We start from the raw sequence: 16,650 nt of genomic DNA, 5'->3' as shown, positions 1-16,650 counted from the left end.
CGCCCGCCCGAGCAGCGGCGCCTCACCAGCTTGCCGCCCGCCACTGACAATCCGGCCGCTGCCGGGCCGTCGCCCCACCCCTTGCGGACCGCCGAGGCCACTCTGTCGGGCTCTTGCCCGCCTCCTTCGGACCGTCGTCCCCGGCCGCTTCGGGGCCGGCTTTAGCGGCGGGGAAACCTCCCCGAAATGCCAGGACGATCGGCCGCCCTACGCTGGGATGAAGGGCCCGGGAGGGCCTGGCCGCGGTGGACCGGGGTTTCCGGCGGAGCGGCCCGCCTGCGGTGGGCCGCCGGGAGAACGAGGAGGTGGGCGTATGGCAGAAGCGTCCCGGCCGCGCCCGGCGGGCACCGCACGACTGCGCTCGGTGGGTGACACGGAGCTGGAGTTGCAGTACCGGGTGGTACATGGCTACCGGCGGGCCTTCCGCATGGCCGGCGAGGGACCCGCGCTGGTCCTCGTCCACGGCATCGGCGACTCCTCCGCCACCTGGGCCGGGCTGATCCCCGACCTCGCCCGCACCCACACCGTGCTCGCCCCCGACCTGCTCGGTCACGGCGCCTCCGACAAGCCGCGCGCCGACTACTCGGTCGCCGCCTACGCCAACGGCGTCCGCGATCTGCTGACCACCCTCGGCATCGAGTCGGCCACGCTGGTCGGCCACTCGTTCGGCGGGGGAGTGGCGATGCAGTTCGCCTACCAGTTCCCCGAGCGCACCGAGCGGCTCATCCTGGTCAGCGCCGGCGGGGTGGGCCGCGAGGTCAACCCCCTGCTGCGACTGGTCTCGCTGCCCGGCGCCGATCTGATGCTCTCCGCGCTGCGGCTGCCCGGGATGCGCCTGAACGTGGGGCTCGCGCTCCGTGCCATGAAGCTGCTGGACATCGACCTGGCCCGGGACGCCCCCGACCTGCTCACCGTGGTGGACAGCCTGCCCGACGACACCGCGCGCAACGCCTTCATCCGCACCCTGCGCGCGGTCGTCGACTGGCGCGGCCAGGTGGTGACCATGCTCGACCGCTGCTATCTGACCGAGGGCATGCCGACGATGCTGCTGTGGGGCGACCGGGACAGCGTGGTGCCGGTCCGGCACGCCCACGGCGCCCACCGGGCGATGCCGGGCAGCCGGCTGGAGGTCTTCGAGGGCGCCGGACACTTCCCGTTCCACACCGACCCGGCACGCTTCCTCGCGCTGGTCGAGGACTTCACCCGGACGACCACCCCGGCGCACTGGAGCCGGGAGCGCTGGCGGGAACTGCTGATCGAGGGACGGCCCGTCCCGCACCCGGACGGACCCGAGGCCGCCCACGCGAGGGCCCGCAATCTGCGCGAGGCGAGCGAGCGCAGCGCGACCTGAGGCAGCGCGGCGCGACCCGAGGGGGCCGCTCGGCGCCGGGCCGGTTCAGCCCTGGGGTCCCAGATACCCGAGCGACGCCTCGATCCGGCCGGCCAGATGGTCCCGCGGCACCGGCCCGCGCAGCGCCGAACCGGCCAGCCAGGTACGGCACTTGCTGGCGAGCAGCAGGCCGAAGGCCTCGGCGTCCCGCTCCTCGGCCTGGTCGAAGCGGGTGCGCGCCGCGACCTTGCGGACGACCGCCTGGAGGTCGGCCCCGTCGCGGAGCAGCCGCGCCGCGACCACCGCGCCGTCGACGTGATGGCCGTGGTGGCCGGCCTGCATGTGCCACAGTTCGTGTCCCAGGATCACCAACTGGTGGTCGGGGGCGGTGCGTTCCTCGACGACCACGAGGTCCTGGTCGGCCATGTCCACCCACAGCCCGCTCGCCGTCCCGGCCGGGAAGGCGGCCGTACGGAAGCGGACCGGGCGGCCGCGCCGTCTGCTCATCGCCTCGCACAGCGCGGTGTACAGGTCGGCGGGCGCCAACGGCGCGCTGGGCGACAGCTCCGCGACCAGCTCGCCGCACAGCCGGCGCATGTCCCTGGCGATGCCCACAGTTCTCCCCCGGATCACGACTCGGGCCGCTTGACGCTCTCCAGGAGCATGTCCAGCCATTCGGCGACCTTGTCGCGGTGCTGGTCGGAGGGCAGTTGAGCGGCCCGCCAGGCGATGCCGCGGACGCCGTGGTCCTGCAACAGCCGCTCCAGCGGGTCCTCGGCGGCCGCCGCGGCCTTCCGCTCCCGGTCGGCGAGCTGTTGCAGGAGGTCCTGCTCGGTGTGCTGGAGCGCGCCCGTGAGGGCCTCGGGGTCCTCGGCCGTGAGGAAGCCCGCGTGCACGCGGAAGAAGCGCTGGAGGGCGTCGCAGTGCTCCATCGTGGGGCGCCGGTCGCCGTTGATGAGGGCGCCCGCCTGCTGCCGTGACATGCCCGCGCCGTCGGCTATCTCCTGCTGGGTGTATCTGCGGCCGTTGGGCTTGAGCCGGGTGCGGCGCAGCAGGTCCAGGCGTTGCAGGAAACGCGCCTGCACATCCGGTTCGCCCGCGGGCCGGCCGCTCAGCAGCGCCTTGACCACCGCCTCGGGAACGCCGGAGGCCACCGAGAGGCGGCCGGTGTGGAAGACCTCCGCGGGCGCCACGCCGAGGCGGTCGGCGAGCGCGGTGACACGGGCGACGACGGCCGGCAGCACAGACGTCGCCGCGGCGTCCGGAACCTCGAAGCCATCCGCCACCGACAGATCTCCTACGTCTCTCACAGACCCTTCACGGGCTTCGCGCCCCTCCCGGCCGTCGCCGTGAACTGCCCGGAGATTATCCGGTCGCTCGAACTCACATCCAGGTCTCGCCACAACTGTGGCCAATTTCAGCCGTCAACGAGCATGAAATGCCACGATAGTTGACACGCCTCGCGTCGGGGCAGCAGGATCGGGACGCCGCGTGAAGGCCGCAGAGGCAAGAGGGGTGACCTCCCGATGGCGTATCAGGCAGGAGGGCAGCGGTCGGCACCGCGGCCCGTCCCCGAGAGTCCCGAGGCACGGGCGTACCTCCAGGACTACGCCGTCCTTCTGGAGTCCACCCCCTTTCCCTCCCTCGTCGTCGACCACGCCTGGGACGTGGTGCTGGCCAACACCGCTTTCGAGTCACTTTTCGACGAGGTCGGCCCGCATCCGACGGCGATGCCGGGCGACAACTTCCTCCGGTTCGTGCTGTTCCATCCGGACGCGGGTACGGTCCTCGGCGACCACGAGTCGAGTTGGTGCCTGCCGATGCTGGCGCACTTCGACGCCGCGGTGCAGCGGCACGGCCACGACCTCGCGCTCCAGGCGATCCGCCGGGACATCGCCCAGGACCCGATCATGGACGCCGCCTACCGGCAGGGCCTGCCGCACTGGATCCGCGCGGTGGGCGAGGGCGCGCTGGAGCACGACGGCGCGGTCCGTCCGCTGCTGCACCCCGACCCCCGCTGGGGTGCCACCGACTGCCGCATCGTCGGCGAGACCCCCAAGAGCCTCCACGCCATGGGGTACAGCCGCCTGACCATGGTCCTGCGGGAGAGCCGTCGCCCCGCCGCGGCGCCCGGACGGGCCCGCCGCGCCGCGGCCCATCTCACCGTGGTGCCGTCCCCCGAGTTCTGACCGGGCACCGCCGGCGTTCAGGTCGCCGACGGCGCTTCGGTCAGTGAGCTTCCCCGGCGCACGCCGTTCTTCGCGCGTCGCGCCGGGGCCGGAGGCGGAGCTCAGGCGGCCCAGCTCTCGGCCGACTTCGTCTCGTGCTTGTTGAAGCGGATCCGCAGACCCCACCACTTCCACTTGAACTTCAGCCGGCCGGTCAGGTCGAGGTCGTTCACCGGGTCGCTGGGGCAGGTGTAGGCGTCGGAGTTGCCGCCGTAGACGGGGTCCTGGCTCAGGAACCGGCCGGTGGCCGGGGAGTAGAGACGGACACCCATCAGGACGGCGCTGCTGAGGGTCCCGGAGGCGCGCTGCGCCCCGCCGAGCCATCCGTAGGTGGCGTTCACGCCGGCGTCGAGCGCGTTGCCGTACTCGTCGTAGTGCTGAACCGTGGCGGCCACGCTCGTGTCCAGGGGCTGCTGGACGATGACGTCGCCGTGGATGTCGGTCAGCTGCAGGACGACGGACCCGCTCGCCGACGTCGTGGCGGCCAGGCCGCCCAGCACGTCCTTGACGTTGCGGCTCACGGTACTGCCGGTGACGCTCCAAGTGGGGGCGTCGCAGCCGCAGCCGTAGTGGTCGGTGACCGTGGCGGTGTCGCTCCACGTCCCGCCAGCGCCCTTGGTCTGGGCGGTCCGGGAGGCGAGGCGGTAGGTGGCGTCGAGGCTCCAGGTGTTGCGGGTGGAGCCCACGGTCTCCGAGGCGACGAGGTCGTCGGTGTAGTAGGTCAGGCCGGTGTCACCACTGGTGGTGGTGCGGCCGAAGGCGTCGTACGCGTAGGTGTCGCCGACGAGGCGGTCGGCACTGTCGTAGGTGTACGAGGTCGTGGCGGACGTGGCGTCGTCGGTGCTGCTGTCGCAGTCGTCGGACGTGGCCTTCAGCGTGGTGCGGTTGCTGTTGCCGTCGAAGCCGTAGGCACGGGTGGTGCATCCGGTGCCACTGGTGTCGGCGGCCTTGGTGAGGCGTCCGGCACCGTCGTACCGGTAGGCGCTGTCGTGCTCGGGCCGTCGCTGCGGGTGTGCCCGAGCTGCTGCCCGCTCGCCGCGTAGCGGGCCGTGTCGGCGGCGACGCCGGTGCCGGACGGCCCGGTGTACTCGCGGCCCGTCTCGTTGCCCGCCGGGTCGGTGGTGAGGGTCGGACCGTAGCCGCCGGGCAGACTCTCCGACGTGAGGGTGCCGTCGGCGTCGTACACGCCGCTGGCGGCCCGCGCGGAGTGCGCGGGTGGCCCGAGTGGTGAACGCGGACCGCCCGCGCCCTGTACGCAAGCCGTTTGCATGACTTGCGCTATTCTTGCGCTCATGACGCGACGACTTGCTGAAGTGGCGAAGAAGGTCGGGGTCAGCGAGGCCACGGTCAGCCGGGTGCTCAACGGCAAGCCCGGGGTGTCCGAGCCCACCCGGCAGGCCGTGCTGTCCGCGCTGGACGTGCTCGGCTACGAGCGGCCCACCCAGCTGCGCGGGGAGCGCGCCCGGCTCGTCGGCCTCGTGCTGCCCGAGTTGCAGAACCCGATCTTCCCGGCGTTCGCGGAGGTGATCGGCGGCGCGCTGGCCCAGCTCGGTCTGACGCCCGTGCTGTGCACCCAGACCAAGGGCGGGGTCTCCGAGGCCGACTACGTCACGCTGCTGCTGCAGCAGCAGGTCTCCGGCGTGGTCTTCGCCGGCGGTCTGTACGCGCAGGCCGACGCGCCCCACGACCACTACCGGCTGCTCGCCGACCGCAACATCCCGGTGGTGCTGGTCAACGCAGCCATCGAGCACCTCGGCTTCCCCGGTGTGTCCTGCGACGACGCCGTGGCCGTCGAGCAGGCCTGGCGGCATCTGGCCTCGCTGGGGCACGAGCGGATCGGGCTGGTGCTGGGGCCGCAGGACCACATCCCCTCGGCCCGCAAACTGGCCGCCGCCCGCGCGCTCGGCGACCTGCCCGACGAGCATGTCGCGCGCGCCATGTTCTCCCTGGAGGGCGGCCAGGCCGCCGCGGCCCGGCTGATCGAGCGCGGGGTGACCGGCATCGTCTGCGCCAGCGACCCCCTTGCGCTCGGCGCGGTGCGGGCCGCGCGCCGCAAGGGACTGCATGTCCCCTCGCAGATCTCCGTGGTCGGCTACGACGACTCGGCCTTCATGAACTGCACCGAGCCGCCGCTGACCACCGTCCGGCAGCCCATCGAGGCGATGGGCCGGGCGGCGGTGGAACTGCTGAACACGCAGATCGGCGGCAGTTCCGTACCGGCCGAGGAGCTCCTGTTCGAGCCGGAGCTGGTCGTACGGGGGTCGACCGCGCAGGCACCCCGGGGCTGAGATCCAGTAGAACCGCGACGCTGTCAAATAATTACAGATTCTGCGTGACATCTTGCGGACGGATGTCGCCGGTGCTTGAGTGTGCGACGCCAGCACGGTGGTGGGCGTCACGCGCCGCCGTGGGGTTTTCCTGCTCCTGCCATGAGGGGTCCACCCATGACACGCACCGGGTTCCGTCGTACCTTCGTCGCGCTCAGCGTCTGCTCCCTTGCCCTCACCGCCTGCGGGTCGAACGACGACGACTCGGCGAACGGCAAGACCCGCATCACGGTCAACTGCATGCCGCCCAAGAGCGCCAAGGTCGACCGGTCGTTCTTCGAGGCGGACACCGCCGCCTTCGAGAAGAAGAACCCCGACATCGACGTCGTCACGCACGACGCGTTCCCCTGCCAGGACCCGAAGACGTTCGACGCCAAACTCGCCGGCGGCCAGATGGAGGACGTGTTCTACACGTACTTCACCGACGCCAAGCACGTCGTCGACATCAACCAGGCGGCCGATCTCACCCCATACGTCAAGGACCTGAAGAGCTACGGCACCATCCAGCAGCAGCTGCGCGACATCTACACCGTCGACGGCAAGGTCTACGGCATCCCGCGCACCGGCTACTCCATGGGCCTGATCTACAACCGCGCGCTCTTCCAGAAGGCCGGACTCGACCCCGACAAGCCCCCGGCCACCTGGGACGAGGTCCGCGCCGACGCCAAGAAGATCGCCGCCCTCGGCAACGGCACCGTCGGCTACGCCGACTACAGCGCCCAGAACCAGGGCGGCTGGCACTTCACCGCCGAGCTCTACTCCCAGGGCGGCGACGTGGTCGACGCGGACGGCAAGAAGGCCACCGTGGACACCCCGCAGGGCCACGCCGTCCTGCAGAACCTGCACGACATGCGCTGGAGCGACAACTCGATGGGCAGCAAGCAACTGCTGGTCATCAACGACGTCCAGCAGCTGATGGGCTCCGGCAAGCTCGGCATGTACCTCTCCGCGCCCGACAACATCCCGATCCTGGTGAAGGAGAAGGGCGGGAACTACAAGGACCTGGCCCTCGCCCCCATGCCCGGCGGCCAGGGCACCCTGATCGGCGGCGACGGCTACATGTTCAGCAAGAAGGACTCACCCGCCCAGATCCGGGCCGGCCTGAAGTGGCTGGACCACATGTTCCTCACCCCCGGATCCGGCTTCCTCGGCGACTACGCCCGCGCCAAGAAGAACGACGCCCCGGTCGGCCTGCCCGAGCCGCGCCTGTTCACCGGCGCCGCCGACGCCAAGGACCAGCAGGTCAAGAAGGCCAACGCCAATGTGCCGGTGGAGAACTACCAGGCCTTCCTCGACGGCAACCAGAGCCTGACGATGAAGATCGAGCCGCCCAACGCCCAGCAGATCTACTCCGTCCTCGACGGTGTCGTCTCCGCCGTCCTCACCAAGAAGGACGCGGACGTCGACCAGCTCCTCGAGGACGCCTCGGGCAAGATCGACGGCATCCTGGCCCGAGGCTGACCGGACATGACCAAGACCACGGCAGCGCGGCGGACCGCCCCCGAGGCGATCGCCGTCCGCCCGGTGCAGACGCCGCCCCCGGTCCGGGACCGGAGGCGGCGCCGCCTCGCCGACCAGGCCCGCGCCTACGCCTTCCTCGTCGGCGGACTCGTCTGCTTCGCCCTGTTCTCCTGGTACCCGGCGATCCGTGCCGTCGTGATCGCCTTCCAGAAGTACACGCCCGGTTCCCCGCCGGAGTGGGTCGGCACCGCCAACTTCACCCGCGTACTGCACGACCCGGAGTTCACCGCCGCCTGGCGCAACACCCTCACCTTCACCCTGCTCGCCCTGCTGATCGGCTTCGCCGTCCCCTTCGTCCTCGCGCTCGTCCTCAACGAGCTGCGGCACGCGAAGGCGTTCTTCCGGGTCGCGGTCTATCTGCCGGTGATGATCCCGCCGGTGGTCAGCGCCCTGCTGTGGAAGTGGTTCTACGATCCCGGCACCGGCCTGGCCAACGAGGCGCTGCGCTTTCTGCACCTGCCCACCTCGGACTGGTCCAACGGCGCCGACACCGCCCTGGTCTCCCTCGTCCTCGTCGCCACCTGGGCCAACATGGGCGGCACCGTCCTCATCTACCTGGCCGCGCTCCAGTCGATCCCGGGAGAGCTGTACGAGGCCGCCGAACTCGACGGCGCGAACCTCCTCCAGCGCGTCCGTCATGTGACGATCCCGCAGACCAGGTTCGTCATCCTGATGCTGATGCTCCTTCAGATCATCGCCACCATGCAGGTGTTCACCGAGCCGTTCGTCATCACCGGCGGCGGCCCGGAGAACGCCACGGTGACCGTCCTCTACCTGATCTACAAGTACGCCTTCCTCTACAACGACTTCGGCGGCGCCTGCGCCCTCAGCGTCATGCTGCTGCTGGTCCTGGGCGCGTTCTCCGCCCTCTACCTGCGGCTCACCCGCTCCACCGAGGAGGGCGCATGAGCGACGTCCGCACCCTGGTCTCCCCGGCGACGCTGGCCCGCCCCCGCGGCCGGGCCGTCTACTGGAGCGTGTTCACCGGCGTCGTCGTGCTCTTCACGCTCGCCTTCCTGTTCCCCGTCTACTGGATGGTGACCGGCGCGGCGAAGTCACCGGACGAGGTGGCGCAGACCCCGCCGACCCTGGTGCCGAAGCACTGGCACCTCAGCGGCTACACCGACGCCTGGGACCTGATGCAGCTCCCGCAGCACCTGTGGAACACCGTGGTCCAGGCGGCCGGCGCCTGGCTGTTCCAGCTGGTGCTGTGCACGGCCGCCGCCTACGCCCTGTCCCGGCTGCGGCCCGCGTTCGGCAAGGTGATCCTCGGCGGCATCCTCGCCACCCTCATGGTCCCGGCGCAGGCGCTGGTCGTGCCCAAGTACCTGACCGTCGCCGACCTGCCGCTGATCCACACCAGCCTGCTCAACGACCCGCTCGGCATCTGGCTGCCGGCCGTCGCCAACGCCTTCAACCTGTATCTGCTCAAGCGCTTCTTCGACCAGCTCCCGCGCGACGTGCTGGAGGCCGCCGAGATCGACGGCGCGGGCAAGCTGCGCACCCTGTGGTCGATCGTGCTGCCGATGTCCCGGCCGGTGCTGGGCGTGGTGTCGATCTTCGCGCTGGTCGCCGTCTGGCAGGACTTCCTGTGGCCGCTGATGGTCTTCTCCGACACCGACCGGCAGCCGATCAGCGTGGCGCTCGTCCAGCTCTCGCAGAACATCCAGCTGACCGTGCTGATCGCCGCGATGGTGATCGCGAGCATCCCGATGGTCGCCCTGTTCCTGGTCTTCCAGCGGCACATCATCGCCGGCATCAGCGCGGGCAGCACCAAGGGCTGACGCCCTCCCCCCGACAGAAAGGCACGCACCGTGGGACAGCCCCTCCCTGCCCGCAACCGGGACACCGACTGGTGGCGCCACGCCGTCATCTACCAGGTGTACGTCCGCAGCTTCGCCGACGGCGACGGCGACGGCACCGGTGACCTCGCGGGGGTCCGCGCCCGGCTGCCGTACCTCGCCGAACTCGGCGTCGACGCGCTGTGGTTCAACCCCTGGTACCTCTCGCCCATGAAGGACGGCGGCTACGACGTGGCCGACTACCGGGCCGTCGACCCCGCCTTCGGCACGCTCGCCGAGGCCGAGAAGATCGTCGCCGAGGCGCGCGAGCTGGGCATCCGCACCATCGTCGACATCGTGCCCAACCACGTCTCCGACCAGCACCCCTGGTTCCGGGCGGCGCTGGCGGCCGGCCCCGGAAGCCCGGAGCGCGAGCTGTTCCACTTCCGCCCGGGACGCGGCCCGGACGGTGAGCTGCCGCCCAACAACTGGCCGTCCCAGTTCGTCGGTTCCACCGAGCCGGTGTGGACCCGGCTGCCCGACGGCGACTGGTACCTGCACCTGTTCACGCCCGAACAGCCCGACCTCAACTGGGCCCACCCGGCGGTCCGCCAGGAGCACGAGGACATCCTGCGCTTCTGGTTCGAGCGGGGCGTCGCGGGCGTGCGCATCGACTCCGCCGCCCTGCTCGCCAAGGACCCGGAGCTGCCCGACCTCGTCGAGGGCGGCGGCCCGCTGCCCTATGTGGACCGCGACGAACTCCACGACGTCTACCGCTCCTGGCGTACGGTCGCCGACGCCTACGACGGCGTCTTCGTGGGCGAGGTCTGGCTGCCCGACCCGGAACGCTTCGCCCGCTATCTGCGCTCCGACGAACTGCACACCGCCTTCAACTTCTCCTTCCTGTCATGCCCCTGGGAGGCCGCCCGGCTGCGGACGTCGATCGACACCACCCTGGCCGAGCACGCGCCCGTCGGCGCCCCCGCCACCTGGGTGCTGTGCAACCACGACGTGACCCGCACGGTCACCCGGTACGGCCGTGAGGACACCGGCTTCGACTTCGCGGCCAAGGCCTTCGGCACCCCGACCGACCTGGCCCTGGGCGTCCGCCGGGCCCGCGCCGCCGCCCTGCTGTCGCTGGCCCTGCCCGGCGCGGTCTACCTCTACCAGGGCGAGGAACTAGGGCTGCCGGAGGCAGACATCCCGGTCGGCCGGATCCAGGACCCGATGCACTTCCGCTCCGGCGGGGCCGACCCGGGCCGCGACGGCTGCCGGGTACCGCTGCCCTGGGCGGCCGACGCGCCGCACGCGGGCTTCGGGTCCGCCGCCGACGCCGAGCCCTGGCTGCCGCAGCCCGCGGACTGGGCCTCGTACGCGGTCGACCGGCAACAGGACGACCCGCGCTCCATGCTGACCCTCTACCGGGAGGCCATCGCCCTGCGTCCGGTCCTCGGCGACGACCCGCTGACCTGGCTGGACGCTCCCGAGGGCGTCCTCGCCTTCGCCCGGACGGACGGCGCCACCTGTGTCGTGAACCTGGGCGCCGGCCCCGTCGAGCTGCCCGACCACACCGAACTCCTGCTCACCAGCTCCCCGTTGGACGACCGGGGCCGGCTCCCGCAGGACACGGCGGCCTGGCTGCGCCGCTGAGCCGCCGCAGCACCGCCAGAGCACCCTGCCCGGGTGCCGCGCGCGAGGTGCGGGAGCGCCCTGCTCCCGCACGCGCGCGGCCCGAGCGCATCGCTATCCCCGCACCCACCCCCACGATGAAGGGATCAGCACATGCAGAGCAGCAGCACCAGGCATGTCAGGCACATGTCAGCCATCGGGGCGGCCGTCGCCCTCGCCGCGGGCCTGCTCGTCGCCGTGGCCCCCACCGCCCACGCGGCCGCGGGCGCCACCCTCCCGTTCACCTCCGTCGAGGCGGAGTCGGCGACCACCACCGGCACCCGGATCGGCCCGGACCACACCCAGGGCACCCTCGCCTCGGAGGCCTCCGGCCGCCAGGCGGTCCGGATCACCTCCGGACAGCGCGTGGAGTTCACCGTCCCCGCCGCGGCCAACGCCGTGAACGTCTCCTACAGCGTCCCGGACGGCCAGTCCGGCACCCTCGACGTGTACGTCAACGGCACCCGGCTGGCGAGGACCCTGGCCGTGACCTCCAAGTACTCCTACGTCGACACCGGCTGGATCGCGGGCGCGAAGACCCACCACTTCTACGACAACGCCCGGCTGATGCTCGGACAGAACGTCCAGGCCGGGGACAAGGTCGCCTTCGTCTCGACCGGCACCCAGGTCACGGTGGACGTCGCCGACTTCGAGCAGGTCGGCGCGGCCGCCGGCCAGCCCGCCGGATCGGTGTCCGTCACGTCCAGGGGTGCCGACCCCACCGGCAACGGCGACTCCACCCAGGCCTTCCGGGACGCCATCGCGGCCGCCCAGGGCGGAGTGGTCTGGATCCCGCCGGGCGACTACCGGCTCACCTCCTCCCTGAGCGGTGTCCAGAACGTCACGCTCCAGGGGGCCGGGAGCTGGTACTCCGTCGTGCACACCTCCCGGTTCATCGACCAGTCCGGCTCCACGGGCAACGTCCGTATCAAGGACTTCGCGGTCATCGGCGAGGTCACCGAACGCGTCGACTCCAACCCGGACAACTTCGTCAACGGCACCCTCGGGCCGAACAGTTCGGTGTCCGGCATGTGGATCCAGCACCTGAAGTGCGGCTTCTGGCTGATGGGCAACAACGACAACCTGGTCGTCGAGAACAACCGCATCCTCGACACCACCGCCGACGGCCTCAACCTCAACGGCAACGCCCACGGCGTGCGCGTGCGCAACAACTTCCTGCGCAACCAGGGCGACGACTCCCTCGCCATGTGGTCCCTGTACGCCCCGGACACCGGCAGCAGCTTCGAGAACAACACGATCTCGCAGCCGAACCTCGCCAACGGCATCGCGATCTACGGCGGCACCGACATCACGGTGCGCAACAACCTGGTCTCCGACACCAACGCCCTCGGCAGCGGCATCGCGATCTCCAACCAGAAGTTCCTCGACCCCTTCTCCCCGCTGGCCGGCACCATCACGGTCGACGGCAACACCCTGGTGCGCGCCGGCGCGATGAACCCCAACTGGAACCACCCGATGGGCGCCCTGCGGGTCGACTCCTACGACAGCGCCATCAACGCCACCGTGAACATCACCGACACCACGATCAGCGACAGTCCCTACAGCGCCTTCGAGTTAGTCTCCGGCGGCGGACAGGGCTACCCGGTCAGGAACGTCAACGTGACCGGTGCGACCGTACGCAACACCGGGACGGTCGTGGTGCAGGCCGAGGCACAGGGCGCGGCCGTCCTGCGCAATGTGACCGCGACCGGTGTGGGCGTCGCCGGTGTCTACAACTGCCCCTACCCCAACGGCTCGGGCAGCTTCGTCCTCACCGACGGCGGCGGCAACTCCGGCTGGAGCACCGCCTGGTCGGATTGTTCGACCTGGCCGCAGCCAGGTCAGGGCAATCCCGACCCGGACCCCACCCGCAACCTCGCCAAGGGGCGCCCCGCCACCGCCACCGGATCACAGGACGTCTACACCCCCGGCAAGGCGGTCGACGGCGACGCGAACAGCTACTGGGAGTCGACCAACTACGCCTTCCCGCAGTCCTGGACGGTCGACCTCGGCTCGGCGCAGGCCGTGCGCCGGCTGGTGCTCAAGCTGCCGCCCTCCTCGGCCTGGGGCGCCCGCACCCAGACCCTGTCCGTGCTGGGCAGCACGGACGGCTCGGCCTACTCCACGGTCCTCGCCCCACAGGGCTACCGCTTCGACCCGGCGACCGGCAACACGGCCACCGTCACCCTGCCCGCCGGTACGGACCTGCGCTGGCTGCGACTGAGCGTCGCCGCCAACACCGGCTGGCCGGCGGGCCAGTTCAGTGAGGTCGAGGCGTATCTGTCTTGACCAGGTCCGGACCGCCCGGCTGACCGGGGACCCCGCGCTTCGCCGCCTGGATCTGCGCATAGACATGGGTGCGCAGCTCGGCGAAGCGCGGGGCCACCCGGGTGTTCAACTGGTCGCGCTCGACCGGAAGATCGACCTTCAGCTGCTCCTGGACGACGGTGGGGGAGGCGGACAGCACCACCACCCGCTCGCCGAGGTAGACGGCCTCGTCGATGTCGTGGGTGACGAACAGGACGGTGATCCCGCGCTCCCGCCACAGCCCCCGTACCAGGTCCTCCAGATCGGCACGGGTCTGGGCGTCCACGGCCGCGAACGGCTCGTCCATCAGCAGCACGTCGGGCTCGTAGGCCAGCGCGCGGGCGATCGCGACCCGCTGCTGCATACCGCCCGACAACTGCCACGGGTAGGCCCCGGCGGCGTCCGCGAGACCCACCGAGCCCAGCGCGTCGGCCACCAGCTCCCTGCGCCGCTCCTTGCTCAAGTTCTTCTGTTTCAGAGGGAGTTCCACGTTCTGGGCGACCCGCATCCACGGGAACAGGCTGCGCCCGTACTCCTGGAAGACGAACGCCATGCCGGGCGGTGGCCCGGTCACCTTCCGCCCCGCCAGCAGCACTTCGCCCGCCGTCGGCGTCATCAGCCCGCCGATGCACTTCAGCAGGGTCGTCTTGCCGCACCCCGACGGGCCGACCAGACAGACGAGTTCACCGGCCTCCACGGTGAAGGTCAGATCGCGCACCGCCTCGACCCGGCGCCCGGACCCCTCGTAGACCTTCTGCAAGCCGCGCACGTCGAGCATGGACCGACCTTTCACGGAGTTCACGGGGACCGCCGGGTCGCGGCGCGCAGTCCGTGGTACCAGGCGAGCACCCGCCGCTCGACCAGCTGGAAGACCGCGGACAGCACGAAGCCGAGCAGACCGAGCACCAGGATCCCGGTCCACATGTCGGGGATGGCGAAACCCCGTTGGAACTGCACGATGGTGAAGCCGAGCCCGTTGCTGGCCGCGAACATCTCGCTGATGACCATCAGGATGATGCCGATGGACAGCGCCTGCCGCAGGCCCGCGAAGATCTGCGGACTCGCCGAGCGCAGCACCAGGTGCCGCAGCCGGGCGGGTCCGGCTATGCCGTAGGAGCGGGCGGTCTCCGCCATCACCGGGTCCACCGCCCGTACGCCCTCGACCGTGTTGAGCAGGACCGGCCACACACAGCCGCTCGCGATCACCACGATCTTCATGGTGTCGCCGATCCCCGCGAACAGCATGATGACCGGCACGAGCACGGGCGGCGGCACCGCGCGCAGGAACTCCAGGACCGGTTCGCACACCGCGCGCACCCGCCGGTAGGAGCCGACGACCGTGCCCAGCGCGACCCCGGTGACGGCCGCCGTCGCATACCCGGCGGCCAGCCGGGCCACGCTGGGCAGGACGTCCGAACGCAGCCGGTCGGCCGTCCACACGTCCGGGAACGTCTTCAGGATGGTCCGCAGCGGCGGCCAGTAGACGTTCGTACTGCCGTCGGACGCGGCCCACCACAGCGCGACGAGCACCGCCGGCAGGCCGAGCACGAACCCCAGTCTGAGCAGGACGAGCCTCACACCGTCACCTCCCCGCGCACCGACTGGTGCCAGGCCAGCGCCCGGCGCTCCGCCGCCCGCGCCCCGACGTTGATCAGCAGCCCCAGCAGTCCGGTGACCACGATCAGCGCGTACATCTCGGGCACCGCCTGCGAGGTCTGCGCCACCGCGATGCGCGAACCCAACCCCGGTGCTCCGATGACCAGTTCGGCGGTGATGGCGAGGATCAGCGCGACCGCCGCGGCCAGCCGGACCCCGGTGATGACGTACGGCAGCGCGGTCGGCCACAGCACATGCCGGATCCGCGCCCAGGTGCCCAGGCCGTACGACCGCGCCGTCTCCTCCGCGACCGGGTCGACGTCCTGGACCCCGTAGAGGACCTGGATCAGCACCTGCCAGAAGGAGGCGTACACGACCAGCAGCAGCACCGAGCGCAGTTCGGTGCCGTAGAGCAGCACGGCCAGCGGGATCAGCGCGACGGACGGGATCGGACGGAGGAACTCGATCGTCGAGGCCGTCGCCTCGCGCAGACGGGGGACGACCGAGACGAGGACCCCGACCACGATGCCCGCGCCCACCGCCGTCCCCAGGCCCAGCGCCCAGCCGGTCAGGGTGTCGCCGAGGGCGCTCCAGAAGGCTCCGTCGGCGAGTTCGTCGGCGAACGCGCCCGCGATGCGGCTGGTGGGCGGGAAGTAGGCGGCCTTGACCAGGCCGAGCCGCGGCACCGCCTCCCCGAGGGCGAGGAAGGCGGCGAGCCCGGCCGCACCGAGGAGTGCGTTCAGTCCTTTCACGGCAGCAGCTTGTCCAGGTCGGGGGCCGTCTTGAACAGGCCGTCCTGCTGGCCCAGCTTCTCCAGCGCCTCGATGGAGGCACGGTCGGCGGCGGCCGGCCACTTCGGCAGGGTGACCTGGGCCAGCACCGAGGCAGGGATCTTGGTGTAGGTGGTCACGATGTCCCGGACCTCGTCCGGGTGGGAATCGGCGTAGGCGAGGGACTCGGCGGTGGCCTCCTGGAACTCCTTGACCACCTCCGGGTTCTGCTGCGCGTACTGCGTCGAGGTGAAGTACATGGCGACGGTGAGGTTCGGGGCGACGTCGACCAGGGGCGAGGCGATCTCCACGCCGCCCTGGCTCCTGACGGTGGCGAGCGCCGGTTCGACGACCATCGCGGCGTCGATCTGGCCGCTGTCGAGGGCGGCGGGCATCTGGTCGAAGGCGAGCTCGACGAACTTCACCTTGTCCGGGTCGCCGCCCGCCTTGCGGACCGACTCGCGCACCGCGGTCTCGTTGATGTTCTTCAGGGTGTTGATGGCGACCTTCTTGCCCTCCAGGTCCTTCGCGGACTTCAGGGGGCTGTCCTTCTTCACGGTGATGGCCCCGAAGTCCTTGCCCTGCGCGCCCGTCGAGGCGATGCCGTTGGCGATGGCCTTCACCGGGACGTTGTTGGACTGGGCGATCATCAGCGAGGTCATGTTGGAGAACCCGAACTGGAACTGGCCGCTGACCACGCCCGGCACGATCGCCGCACCACCCTGCGCGGTGGTCAGGGACAGTTTCAGGCCGTGTTCGGCGTAGAAGCCCTTCTTCACGCCGAGGTAGACGGGCGCCACGTCGACGATGGGGATGAGGCCCAGCTTGACCGTGGTGGTGCCGCCCGTCGTGGAGGACTTGCCCGACGTGCCGGAGTCCCCGGACGAGCCGCAGGCCGCGGTGGCGAGCAGAAAGGTACCGGCCGCGAGACCGGCGAGCAGACGACGCATGGCTCCTCCTGTGCAGACAACGGTGTTCCGACAGGCTGTGCGCAGACCGCACAGTAGTGCTCAATGGCTCAAGCGGGAACGTAGGTGCGGCTGTCCGGCCGGGTCAATGCCCTTGGCTGACAAAATTGTTGACAGTTATTGAATCGAGCCCCCAGCGTGTGGGGAACCGTGT

The 16,650-nt window shown here is 70.8% G+C and carries 15 protein-coding genes; 8 read left to right on the top strand and 7 right to left on the bottom strand.

Going from position 1 to position 16,650, the window contains the following annotated elements; translation table 11 throughout:
* The first annotated feature begins 313 nt into the window (after window positions 1-313).
* A complete protein-coding gene (locus tag ACZ60B_RS28165) occupies window positions 314-1,351 on the top strand; it encodes an alpha/beta fold hydrolase (RefSeq protein WP_469391691.1) in 1,038 nt (345 codons plus the stop codon).
* Between the two features lie 45 nt (window positions 1,352-1,396).
* On the opposite strand, the gene ACZ60B_RS28160 is transcribed toward ACZ60B_RS28165, so the two are convergent.
* Complete coding sequence (locus tag ACZ60B_RS28160) at window positions 1,397-1,927, bottom strand: toxin-antitoxin system, toxin component (RefSeq protein ID WP_469391731.1); 531 nt, start codon at window positions 1,925-1,927, stop codon at window positions 1,397-1,399.
* 32 nt (window positions 1,928-1,959) lie between these two features.
* On the bottom strand, window positions 1,960-2,616 hold the full coding sequence (locus tag ACZ60B_RS28155; protein WP_162468783.1) for a helix-turn-helix domain-containing protein: 657 nt from the start codon (window positions 2,614-2,616) through the stop codon (window positions 1,960-1,962).
* A 240-nt stretch (window positions 2,617-2,856) separates the two neighbouring features.
* Between ACZ60B_RS28155 and ACZ60B_RS28150 the strand changes: the two genes are divergently transcribed.
* Window positions 2,857-3,519 carry an MmyB family transcriptional regulator gene (locus ACZ60B_RS28150; RefSeq protein WP_469391689.1) on the top strand — a complete coding sequence of 221 codons (663 nt, stop codon included), beginning with the start codon at window positions 2,857-2,859 and terminating at the stop codon, window positions 3,517-3,519.
* A 101-nt stretch (window positions 3,520-3,620) separates the two neighbouring features.
* Here the strand turns inward: ACZ60B_RS28150 and ACZ60B_RS28145 are convergent, their stop codons facing one another.
* Window positions 3,621-4,817, bottom strand: coding sequence for an RHS repeat-associated core domain-containing protein (locus tag ACZ60B_RS28145; protein ID WP_469391687.1), 1,197 nt, complete (start codon window positions 4,815-4,817; stop codon window positions 3,621-3,623).
* A 33-nt stretch (window positions 4,818-4,850) separates the two neighbouring features.
* Here ACZ60B_RS28145 and ACZ60B_RS28140 point away from each other — a divergent pair, with 33 nt between their 5' ends.
* From ACZ60B_RS28140 to ACZ60B_RS28115, 6 genes are all read left to right on the top strand, one after another.
* Window positions 4,851-5,846, top strand: a complete 996-nt coding sequence (locus ACZ60B_RS28140; RefSeq protein WP_469391685.1) for a LacI family DNA-binding transcriptional regulator — start codon at window positions 4,851-4,853, stop codon at window positions 5,844-5,846.
* Between the two features lie 156 nt (window positions 5,847-6,002).
* Entirely contained in the window at window positions 6,003-7,346 is a 1,344-nt protein-coding gene (locus tag ACZ60B_RS28135) for an ABC transporter substrate-binding protein (RefSeq protein WP_469391682.1), read from the top strand.
* A gap of 6 nt (window positions 7,347-7,352) precedes the next feature.
* Window positions 7,353-8,315, top strand: coding sequence for a carbohydrate ABC transporter permease (locus ACZ60B_RS28130; RefSeq protein WP_469391680.1), 963 nt, complete (start codon window positions 7,353-7,355; stop codon window positions 8,313-8,315).
* Window positions 8,312-9,190, top strand: a complete 879-nt coding sequence (locus tag ACZ60B_RS28125) for a carbohydrate ABC transporter permease (protein ID WP_450665349.1) — start codon at window positions 8,312-8,314, stop codon at window positions 9,188-9,190. Before ACZ60B_RS28130 ends, ACZ60B_RS28125 begins: the two co-directional genes overlap by 4 nt.
* A 30-nt stretch (window positions 9,191-9,220) precedes the next feature.
* Window positions 9,221-10,837 carry a glycoside hydrolase family 13 protein gene (locus tag ACZ60B_RS28120; protein WP_469391678.1) on the top strand — a complete coding sequence of 539 codons (1,617 nt, stop codon included), beginning with the start codon at window positions 9,221-9,223 and terminating at the stop codon, window positions 10,835-10,837.
* Between the two features lie 132 nt (window positions 10,838-10,969).
* Window positions 10,970-13,144, top strand: a complete 2,175-nt coding sequence (locus ACZ60B_RS28115) for a discoidin domain-containing protein (RefSeq protein WP_469391676.1) — start codon at window positions 10,970-10,972, stop codon at window positions 13,142-13,144.
* Here the strand turns inward: ACZ60B_RS28115 and ACZ60B_RS28110 are convergent.
* From ACZ60B_RS28110 to ACZ60B_RS28095, 4 genes are read right to left on the bottom strand one after another with little or no spacing between them, the layout of a single operon-like run.
* Window positions 13,116-13,940, bottom strand: coding sequence for an ABC transporter ATP-binding protein (locus ACZ60B_RS28110; protein WP_469391674.1), 825 nt, complete (start codon window positions 13,938-13,940; stop codon window positions 13,116-13,118). The two genes, ACZ60B_RS28115 and ACZ60B_RS28110, sit on opposite strands and share 29 nt — an antisense overlap.
* A gap of 20 nt (window positions 13,941-13,960) precedes the next feature.
* Window positions 13,961-14,740 carry an ABC transporter permease gene (locus ACZ60B_RS28105; protein ID WP_469391672.1) on the bottom strand — a complete coding sequence of 260 codons (780 nt, stop codon included), beginning with the start codon at window positions 14,738-14,740 and terminating at the stop codon, window positions 13,961-13,963.
* Entirely contained in the window at window positions 14,737-15,510 is a 774-nt protein-coding gene (locus ACZ60B_RS28100; protein WP_469391670.1) for an ABC transporter permease, read from the bottom strand. Before ACZ60B_RS28100 ends, ACZ60B_RS28105 begins: the two co-directional genes overlap by 4 nt.
* Window positions 15,507-16,478: an ABC transporter substrate-binding protein gene (locus ACZ60B_RS28095; protein WP_469391667.1), complete on the bottom strand. Its 972-nt coding sequence runs from the start codon at window positions 16,476-16,478 to the stop codon at window positions 15,507-15,509. The genes ACZ60B_RS28100 and ACZ60B_RS28095 overlap by 4 nt, the downstream gene beginning before the upstream one ends.
* Window positions 16,479-16,650: the final 172 nt, after the last annotated feature.

The organism is Streptomyces sp. NPDC104096 (genome assembly GCF_055584385.1).
The sequence above is the reverse complement of the archived record's forward strand: the minus strand, read 5'-3'. Positions and strand labels throughout refer to the sequence as shown.